Source organism: Kitasatospora sp. NPDC088351, assembly GCF_040685575.1.
GTDB lineage: Bacteria > Actinomycetota > Actinomycetes > Streptomycetales > Streptomycetaceae > Kitasatospora.
In genome coordinates this window covers 1-8,698 of sequence record NZ_JBFBIL010000110.1, presented here as the reverse complement: position 1 = coordinate 8,698, position 8,698 = coordinate 1, and the positions used below count along the sequence as shown (strand labels likewise).

The window sequence follows — 8,698 nt, the reverse complement described above, 5'->3', positions numbered from 1 at the left end:
GTACCTCAACACCCCCGAGACGCCGATCTACAAGAAGTCCCACGTGCTGTACGGGATCGACCTGGCGCTCGGCGTGTCACTGCTGTCCGTCCGGGCCGGAAGGTCCGGACCTGGTCGGTGAACGCACGGCCACGGCCCACCTGGCCGACCGGCGCGCCCCACTCCGGGCCCGCCGGGCGGACGGGTGCGGAACACGACGGAACTCCTCGTTCGAACGATCGTGGAGGTGCGCGGGCCTCAGGCCGTCACTTGGAGGTGGTGATCTCCAGCAGGGTGAACGGGCGCTGCTGCGGGTCGGTGAGCTCGCCGACCTTGTTCCAGGTGTTCGGCTTCAGGTCGAAGAGCTTGGTCTCGGTGCCGGTCACCATGGTCAGGTGAACCGAGTAGTCGGAGGTGGAGACGGCGTAAGTGGAGGGCAGCTCCAGGCTCAGCCGGCCCGACGTGCCGGTGGTGGTGAAGCAGAACCGGCCGCCACCGACCTTGTCGATCTCCGCCAGACCGCGGGCGTCGACCTCCAGCAGGCCCGGAGCACACGTCGTCAGGACGATGTGGCCGTCACCGCTCCTCAGCTTGATGCCGCGGTCCTGGAAGATCTGGTCCGCGTTCGGGTAGGCGAAGTCCTCCACGGCCGGCGGCGGGGTGTCGCCGGCGGCAGCCGCCGCCTTCGGGGCCGCGGGGGTACCGTCGGCCGCGGCGGCGACCACGACGCCGGACAGCGCGACCGCGCTCACGACCGCGCCGACGGTGAACATCCTGGTGATGGAACGCATGGGTAAATCCCCCTACTAGCCGTTAATTGCTGCTGATTTGCTGCGGACATCCTGAGTCGGTGCGCACACGGGCAACACAGCCGGGCAACTCCTCGGCCGCCCCCGGTCCGACCGGCACTATTGCTATCACGAGCGGATCGGGTTCCGGAAGATCAGTTCCGGCACCGGAAGCCCAGCACCCCTGAATGTTCGTATGCGATATATATATTTTTGTGGAAGGGAAGCTACGAACCGGTGAACTGTGGACGAAACGGGCTACCGGGTAATCCAGAACATCGCGACACCGAGCACCACCACGGACACGAGGAGCTGCACGTTCATGGCAATCGGCGCCACCTTCTCCTCCGACTCGCCCTTCTCCTTCGCTTCCATCAACCGCCGTGCCAGCTCCCTGCGGTGGCCGATCATGCCCAACGGGGCGATCAGCACCACCGTCGTATACATGACGAGCGCTTCGGCCGGCTCCATGTGTTTGACGTGGTAGCTCGCGAACATGAAGACCGCCCCGGCCAGCGGAGCAAGCGCGGTCATGATCCGGTGCTCGCGGGTGGGCATCCCCGGCACCAGAACCGCCAGAAACACGGCCGTCGCCAGGATGGCGATCCACCACCACGACACGACGCCGAGTCCCAGTGGATACATCGAAGACCCCCCTTGTTCCGGCTGTGGGGCCCGCGCCGGGCGCGGGCCCCACAGCTCCGTTCCATCACGGACGTTCGATCACGGACGTCCGTTCGACCACAGCCTAGCCGTGGGCCCGGCCTCAGTCGGACGAGAACCAGCTGACGACCGACGAGACGGCGCTGTGCCCCGACTTCACCAGCCTCTCACCGACCGACTCGGCGACCTTCACTCCGTACTTGGCCATTTCCTTCCCGCCCTTCTCGATCGCGCCGACCACCCGGCCACCGATCAGCGAGAGGCCGACACTGGCCGTGGCACCGATGAACTTGTCGCTGCTCCAGCCGTAACCGAACCCGGTGTAGACGGCCCCGGCCACACCCGCTATCAACGACACCGTGCCGAGCGCCGCCGCGAGAGGCTGGGTACCCGGGATCAGCATGAGGACTGCCGCCGCGGCCCCCGTCCAGGTGCTGACCTGGCCCAGGAAGTCGCCGTAGTCCTTGAAGAGCTGCTTGTCGTCCTTCGGCGGCGAACCCGGAGCCGGAGCCTGCTGCTTGTCGGTCACCGGGGTCGTCACCGAGTCGTTCTTCGGCGTGTTCACGGGGTCGACGTGGTTGGTCTCGTTGGCCTTCGCCTGGGCGGCGGCAGCGGCAGCCGCGGCGGCCTGCTCCTGCTCCCGCTTCTGGGCGGCGATGGAGTGCGCCTCGCTCGCGGCCTGGGAGGCCGCGGCCGCGTCCTTGCCCGCGGCGCTCGCGCTGGCCGAGGCCTGCGCTGCCGATGCCTTGGCACTCGACGCCGAGCTGACCGCCTGCTTCGCGGAGGCGTTCGCCTGGGTGAGGGAGTAGTTGGCCTGGCGGTTGGCCGTCTGCGCGGTGGCCGAGGCGCTCTTGGCCTTCTGCGCCGCGGCGGCAGCGGCCGCCGAGGAGGCGTCGGCGGCGGCGGACTTGGCCTTGGCGTCGTCCGCGTACCCCTTTGCCTGCTGGGCCGACTGCTTGGCCTGGTTCGCCCAGTCCGCGGCCTCATCCGAGGCGTGGCGCGCGTCCGCCGCGATCTTGTACGCCAGCTTGGCGCTCTCGCTCGCGGTGGCCGCGTCCCTCGCCGCGTTGGCGATCATGCTCAGCACGGACGACACGTGGACGTCGGTGTCCGCGTCCTGCTGCGCCGCCTTGTACTGCACCTTGGTCACGAAGTCGTGCTGCATCCAGGCCGGCCCGGCCAGGGCGACCGCGCCCGCCGCCTTCACGTTCGGCCCGCCGGCGTCCACGGCGACCACCGCGGCGACCCGGTCGTCCTCGGCCATCGCCTTGGCGTAGCCGTTGGCCAGGAAGGCCGCCATGACCGGCACGCTGCCGTCGGTCAGCGCGGCACCGCCGTCCCGCTGGACGGCCTTGCCGCCGCCCGAGATCAGGGAGACGATCTGCATCCGCATGTCCTCGGCCTGGGCCTTGAGCGCCCCGCCGCTGAGGAAGGTCTCGACCGCCGCCGGATCGGTGCTCTCCAGCGTCTTCTGGGCCGCGGCCGCGAGCGGCGCCTTGGCCACCGTCGAGACGGCGAGGACCTTCTCCCGGTCGTCGAGCCGCAGGCTGCGCTGGTAGTCCGACTTGGCCCAGGTCACCACGGCCTCGTCGGGCCCGGCCAGCGCGGCCTGGGCCGCCCCGCGGGTCCAGGAGCCGGTCGACTTCAGCAGGTTGACCGCCGCCTTGCGGCCGGCCTGGGCCGCCGTCTTGGTGTCGGCGCCGGGCGCCGCGGCCTGCTTGACCAGGTCCTTCGTCGCGGCGTCCTGAGAGGCGGCCTCGGTCTGCTGCTGGTCGAACCGGAGCTGCGTGGCCTGCTCGTCCTTCAGCAGCAGGTCGGCCTGGGTGAGGCCGAGCTGCTTGTCCGCCTCCAGCTTCGCGGCCTCGGCCTCACGGGCGATCTTCTCGATCTCCTGGGCCTTGTCGACCGCCTCGGCGGCGGTCTTGGCCGCGTCGGCCGCGGCGTTCGCGTGCAGCGTCGCCTGGTTCGCCCAGTCCTGGGCCTGCCCGGCCGCGTCGGCCGCGTCGTCGGCCGCCTTGGCGGCCTTCTCCGCGTGGTCGGCGGCGCTGTTGGCCCGGGTCTTGGCCTCGCCGGCCGCGGTGGCGGCCGCGGTGGCGAGGCTCTCGGCACGGTTCGCGGCCGCGGTGGCGGCGTTCGCCGCGTTGCGGGCCGTGGTGGCCGCGTTCCGGGCCCGGGTGGCCTGCGCGGTCGCCTGACCCGCCGAAGCACTCGCCTGGGCGCTGGCCTCGGCGGCGGCGGCGGCGTTCCCCGCGGCGCGGGCCGCGGCGGCACCGGAACGGCCGGCCTGGGCGCCGGCCTCGGCGGCCGACGCCGCGGCCGACGCCGCGTCACGGGCACCGGCCGCCGCGTCGCGCGCACCCTGCGCGGCCTCGCGGGCGTTCTTGGCCTGGGTCGCGTCGCCCGCGGCCGCCGCGGCGGCGTTGTACGCACGGCTGGCGGCCCGGCCTGCCGCGGCGGCGGCCGAGGCGGCCGAACTCGCCGCGGTGGCAGCCGTCCTGGCAGCCGACACCGCCGTGTTGGAGGCGTCGATCGCGGTCTGCGCGGCCTGCGCCGCGGCCTGGGCGGCCTCGGCGGCGCTGTTGGCCGCGGCGCCCGCCTTCTCGACGTCGTCCTTGGCCTGGGCCGCCTCGTTGGCGGCCTTCTGCGCGGCCAGCTTGGCGTCGCCGGCGGCCTTCTCGGCCCGGTCGCCCGCTTCCTTGGCGGCGGCCGTCTCCGCCTTGGCCCGCTTGGTGGCGTCGGTCGCGACCTGGGCGAGCTGCTTGACGGAGAGCGTCTCCTGGTCCCTGGCCTGCGCCAGGTACTGGCCGCTCTCCAGGAACGCGCGGACGTCGGCGGCGGTGCCGCTGAGCGCCCGGCCGGCCTGCTTGGTGTACTCCGGGCCGGTGTTCAGGTCCATCAGCCGAAGGACGGCGACCCGGTCGTCCTCCTCCTGCGCCTTGGCCCGGCCGGTGGTCAGGAAGTCGTCCATGACCTGGGCCGAGCCGTCGGCGAGCGCCTTGCTCCCCGCCGTCCGGACCGCGGTGTCGGCGCCGTCGATGAGCGTGACGATCGCCGCCCGGCGGTCGTCGTTCATCGGGTTCTGCCAGCCGGTCCTGACGAACGCGTGGACGTCGGCGTCGGTCCCGCTCAGTGCCGCCGACGCCGCGTCACGGACGCCCTTGCCGGTGTTGCTCAGCATCTTCAGGACGGCGAAGCGCTCGTCCTCCGCCTGGGCACGGCTCAGTGTGCTGCCCAGGAACCTGGTGATGTCGGCGTCCGAGCCCGTCAGCGCCCTCTCGGCCGCGTCCTTCGTCGCGCTGCCGCCGCCCTGCCAGGCGTCGACCACCTGCGCCCGGTAGTCCGCCGGAAGCGGCTCCGGTCCGGCGTCGCCCGGCAGCGCCTGCGCGACCGTGGTCCCCGCCAGGGTCGCGGCCAGTGCGAGGGCGGTGATGCCCAGAATCCTGGCACGCACCCGCCGCCGCTGCGGTGGCCCCACCCTCGATGTCGTGTCGGTCATATCCCCTCAGTTCCCCCTGGCCGTCAAGGCCGGTTTGTGCCAGGACCTTTGTCCTGGCACCGCGAGGATCCTAGTTCGAACTAAGCGGAATTGGTCTTATCACTTCAGTTCGGCCGAATATCCCGTCAACTGGCTTGTTCTAGACCTTGCTTCGCTCACGGAGAACGACATCCGGGAATATCCGCCACGAACACCCGGCGACATCCGGAGGTCCGGGCCATCGCCCCGACCGGCCCGTCTCCGCACCCGGGACAGCGAAGTGACTCACCGGTAGGGTGACGCACAGGAACAAGGTGACGGGGAGCGGAGCGCGGATGAGCGGCGACGGGACGGGCTTCTTCGAATCGGTGGCGGACACGGCCGCGAAACTGGCGCGGACGGGCTACCTGGCCTCGACCGCGGTGGCCACCACCGTCTTCCTGGCCGACCGCCTGGGCAAGCCGCTGCTCGTCGAGGGGCCTGCCGGGGTCGGCAAGACCGAACTCGCCAAGGCGGTGGCCGAAGTCGGCCGGGCCCGGCTGGTCCGGCTCCAGTGCTACGAAGGCATCGACGAGGCCCGCGCCCTGTACGAGTGGAACCACGCCAAGCAGTTGCTGCGGATCACCGCCGGCCGGGACGAGAGCTGGGACCAGGCCCGCGGCGACATCTTCGGCGAGGAGTTCCTGCTCCCCCGCCCGCTGCTGACCGCCATCCGCGGCGACGAGCCGACCGTGCTGCTGATCGACGAGATGGACAAGGCCGACGTCGAGGTGGAGGCCCTGCTGCTCGAGGTGCTCGGCGACTTCCAGATCACCGTGCCCGAGCTGGGCACCGTCACCGCGAGCCGCCGGCCCTTCGTCCTGCTCACCTCCAACGCCACCCGCGAGCTCTCCGAGGCGCTGCGCCGCCGCTGCCTCTTCCTCCACCTCGACTACCCGGATGCCGAGTTGGAGCGCCGGATCGTCCGGCTGAAGGTGCCGGGCCTGGACGCGGCGCTCGCCGAGTCGCTGGTCCGGGTGGTCGGAGCGCTGCGGGCGATGGACCTGCGCAAGGCCCCGTCGGTGGCCGAGACCATCGACTGGGCCCGCACCCTGCTGGCGCTCGGCGCGGACACGCTGGACGAGGCGATGGTCCGGGACACCCTCGGGGTGATCCTCAAACACCAGGACGACGTACGGAAGGCCGCGCAGAAACTCACCCTGGCGTGAGCGCTCCCCCGGCCGGCGACACCTCCGCACGCCTGACGGCGTTCGTCCGGGCGCTGCGCGGCCACGGGCTGCGGACCGGTCCGGCCGAGACCGTCGACGCGGCGGCGGTGCTCGACGTCCTCGGCCTCGACGACCGGGAGCAGGCCAGGGCCGGCCTGGCCGCCGCGCTCCTGCGCTCGGCCGGGCAGCGGGCGGTGTTCGACGCCACCTTCGACCTGTTCTTCCCGCTCGGCGTCGGCGCACCGGAGGCCGCCCGGGCCCACCCGCCGACCGACCCGCGGCAGGGCCCCGGAGCGCGGCAGGACCAACAGCGGGACCCACGCCGAAACCCGTACCAGGAGGTGCGCGAGGGCCTGCGCGAGCGCCTCGCCGCCGCCCTCGCCGCCGACGACCGGGCGGCCCAGGCCCGGCTGGCCGGCGAGGCGGTGGCCGCGCTCGGCCGGTACGGCACCGGCGCCACCCCCGGCTCGGACGGCTGGTCCGCCCACCAGACGCTCAGCCGCCTCGCGCCGGAGACCCTGCTCGCCCGCGTCCTGGCGGCCCTGCGCGACGGCACCGCCCCGGACTTCTCCGACCGCCTCCTCGCCGACGAGGTCCGCCGCCGCGTCCAGGACTTCCGCGCCCTGGTCGGCACCGAGGCCCGTCGCCGGGTGGCCGAGCTGCGCGGCGCCGAGCGGATCGCCGAGCGCGCCGTCGCACCCAGCGCCGACCGGATCGACTTCCTCGCCGCCGGCCGCGACCAGCTCGCCGAACTGCGCCGCACCGTACAGCCGTTGGCCCGCAAGCTGGCCACCCGGCTGGCCGCCCGGCGCCGCCGGGCGGCCCGGGGGCGGATCGACCTGCGCCGCACCCTGCGCCGCTCGCTCGGCACCGGCGGGGTGCCGCTGCGCCCGGCCTACCGGGTGCGCAGGCCGGCCCGTCCGGAGCTGGTGCTGCTCTGCGACGTCTCCGGTTCGGTCGCCGGGTTCGCCGACTTCACCATGCTGCTGGTGCGGGCGATGAGCGACCAGTTCAGCAGGGTCCGGGTGTTCGCCTTCGTCAACCGCACCGCCGAGGTGACCGGTCTGCTCTCCGGCGGCGACGGCGATCCGGCGCTGCTGGCCCGGCGCATCCTCACCGAGACGAAGGTGATGGGCCACCACGGCAACAGCGACTACGGCTCCGCCCTGGGCGAGTTCGCCGAGCACCACCTGGACGCGGTCGGCCCGCGCACCGGCGTACTGATCCTCGGCGACGCGCGGAACAACCACCGCGACCCCAACCTGCCCGCGCTGCGCCGGATCGCCGGGCGGGCCCGACGGGTGTACTGGCTCAACCCGGAGCAGCCCTCGCTCTGGGGGGCGGGCGACTCCGCCGCACCGGCCTACGCGGAGGTGGTGGAGATGCACTCCTGCCGCAACGCCCGCCGGATGGGCGAGCTGATCGCCCGGCTGCTGCCGGTCTGACGCCTGGTCACGGCAGCCGCCGGGCGCGTCCGGTTCAGCCGTCCAGTTGCCCCAGGAAGTCCAGCAGCGCGGCGGTGACCTCGGCCGGCCGCTCCTGCTGCGTCCAGTGGCCGGTGCCCGGCAGGGTGACGTGCCGGTGCAGCCGGGGCGCGAAGCGCTCCAGGGCCGCCCGCATCCGGTCCGGTCCGACCAGCGCGTTCACCATGTCCTGCTCACCGACCACGTACAGGGCGGGCACGGTGATGGCGAGGCCGCCGAAGGGCGCGAGCAGCTCGTTGTTGCGGTCGATGTTGCGGTACCAGTTGAGCGGGCCGGTGAAGGCGTCTCCGCCGTGCCCGGCGTAGTCGGCCGCGAAGGCCTCGATGTCGTCCTTGGTCAGCCAGTCGGGCAGGTGCTCCGGCTCGGGGACGGTGTCCAGCAGCCGCTGCCCGGCCGGGACGACCCAGGGGCGCGGCCGGCCGGAGCCGCCTCCGGACCCCCTGCCCAGGATGCGGCGGAAGGTGGACCGCACGTCCTCGGCGAGTTCGGCGTCGGCGACGCCCGGCTGCTGGAAGTAGATCTGGTAGAAGCCCTCGCCGTAGTTCTCCCGGGCCTGGCGCAGCGGGGGCAGCCCGCCGGGCAGCAGCGGTGGCACGCTCAGGCCGGCCACGCCGCGCACCAGGTCGGGGCGGAGCAGCGCGGTGGTCCAGGCGACGGGTGCGCCCCAGTCGTGGCCGACCACCACCGCCCGCTCCTCGCCGAGCGCGTGGATCAGGGCGGTGACGTCGCCGACCAGGTGGAGCAGGGTGTAGGCGTCGGCATCGGCCGGCTGCTCGCTGCGGGCGTAGCCGCGCTGGTCGGGGGCGACGACCCGGTAGCCGGCCGCGGCGAGCGGGGCGAACTGGTGCCGCCAGGAGTACCAGCTCTCCGGGAACCCGTGCAGCAGCAGGACCAGTGGTCCCTCGCCCTGCTCGGCGATGTGGAGCCTGACACCGTTCACCTCGACGTGGCTGTGTTCGACCGCGTTGTCCACACCCGCTCCTCAGGTCGTCACCGGGCCGGACCCCGTCCGGCCGTTCGCTGACGACCCTGCCCAGCGGCGTCGCCCGGGAATCCCCGGGCCCGGGGCGCCCCGCCGTCCGGCCGACCGGGTGCGGCCGG

Annotated in this window: 6 protein-coding genes; 2 read left to right on the top strand and 4 right to left on the bottom strand. The window is 73.1% G+C overall.

The window, feature by feature from the left end; translation table 11 throughout:
* Positions 1–245: 245 nt before the first annotated feature.
* The 3 genes from AB0P06_RS36295 to AB0P06_RS36285 form a co-directional block, all read right to left on the bottom strand.
* Positions 246–770 carry a hypothetical protein gene (locus tag AB0P06_RS36295; RefSeq protein ID WP_363615176.1) on the bottom strand — a complete coding sequence of 175 codons (525 nt, stop codon included), beginning with the start codon at positions 768–770 and terminating at the stop codon, positions 246–248.
* A 255-nt stretch (positions 771–1,025) separates the two neighbouring features.
* Entirely contained in the window at positions 1,026–1,412 is a 387-nt protein-coding gene (locus tag AB0P06_RS36290; protein WP_363615174.1) for a hypothetical protein, read from the bottom strand.
* Positions 1,413–1,533: 121 nt separating this feature from the next.
* Entirely contained in the window at positions 1,534–4,926 is a 3,393-nt protein-coding gene (locus AB0P06_RS36285) for an ALF repeat-containing protein (RefSeq protein ID WP_363615172.1), read from the bottom strand.
* Positions 4,927–5,240: 314 nt separating this feature from the next.
* On the opposite strand from AB0P06_RS36285, the gene AB0P06_RS36280 reads away from it, so the two are divergent.
* Positions 5,241–6,113, top strand: a complete 873-nt coding sequence (locus AB0P06_RS36280; RefSeq protein WP_363615170.1) for a MoxR family ATPase — start codon at positions 5,241–5,243, stop codon at positions 6,111–6,113.
* On the top strand, positions 6,110–7,558 hold the full coding sequence (locus AB0P06_RS36275; protein ID WP_363615168.1) for a VWA domain-containing protein: 1,449 nt from the start codon (positions 6,110–6,112) through the stop codon (positions 7,556–7,558). The genes AB0P06_RS36280 and AB0P06_RS36275 overlap by 4 nt, the downstream gene beginning before the upstream one ends.
* 34 nt (positions 7,559–7,592) lie before the next feature.
* Here the strand turns inward: AB0P06_RS36275 and AB0P06_RS36270 are convergent, their stop codons facing one another.
* A complete protein-coding gene (locus AB0P06_RS36270; protein ID WP_363615166.1) occupies positions 7,593–8,570 on the bottom strand; it encodes an alpha/beta hydrolase in 978 nt (325 codons plus the stop codon).
* Between the last annotated feature and the right edge of the window lie 128 nt (positions 8,571–8,698).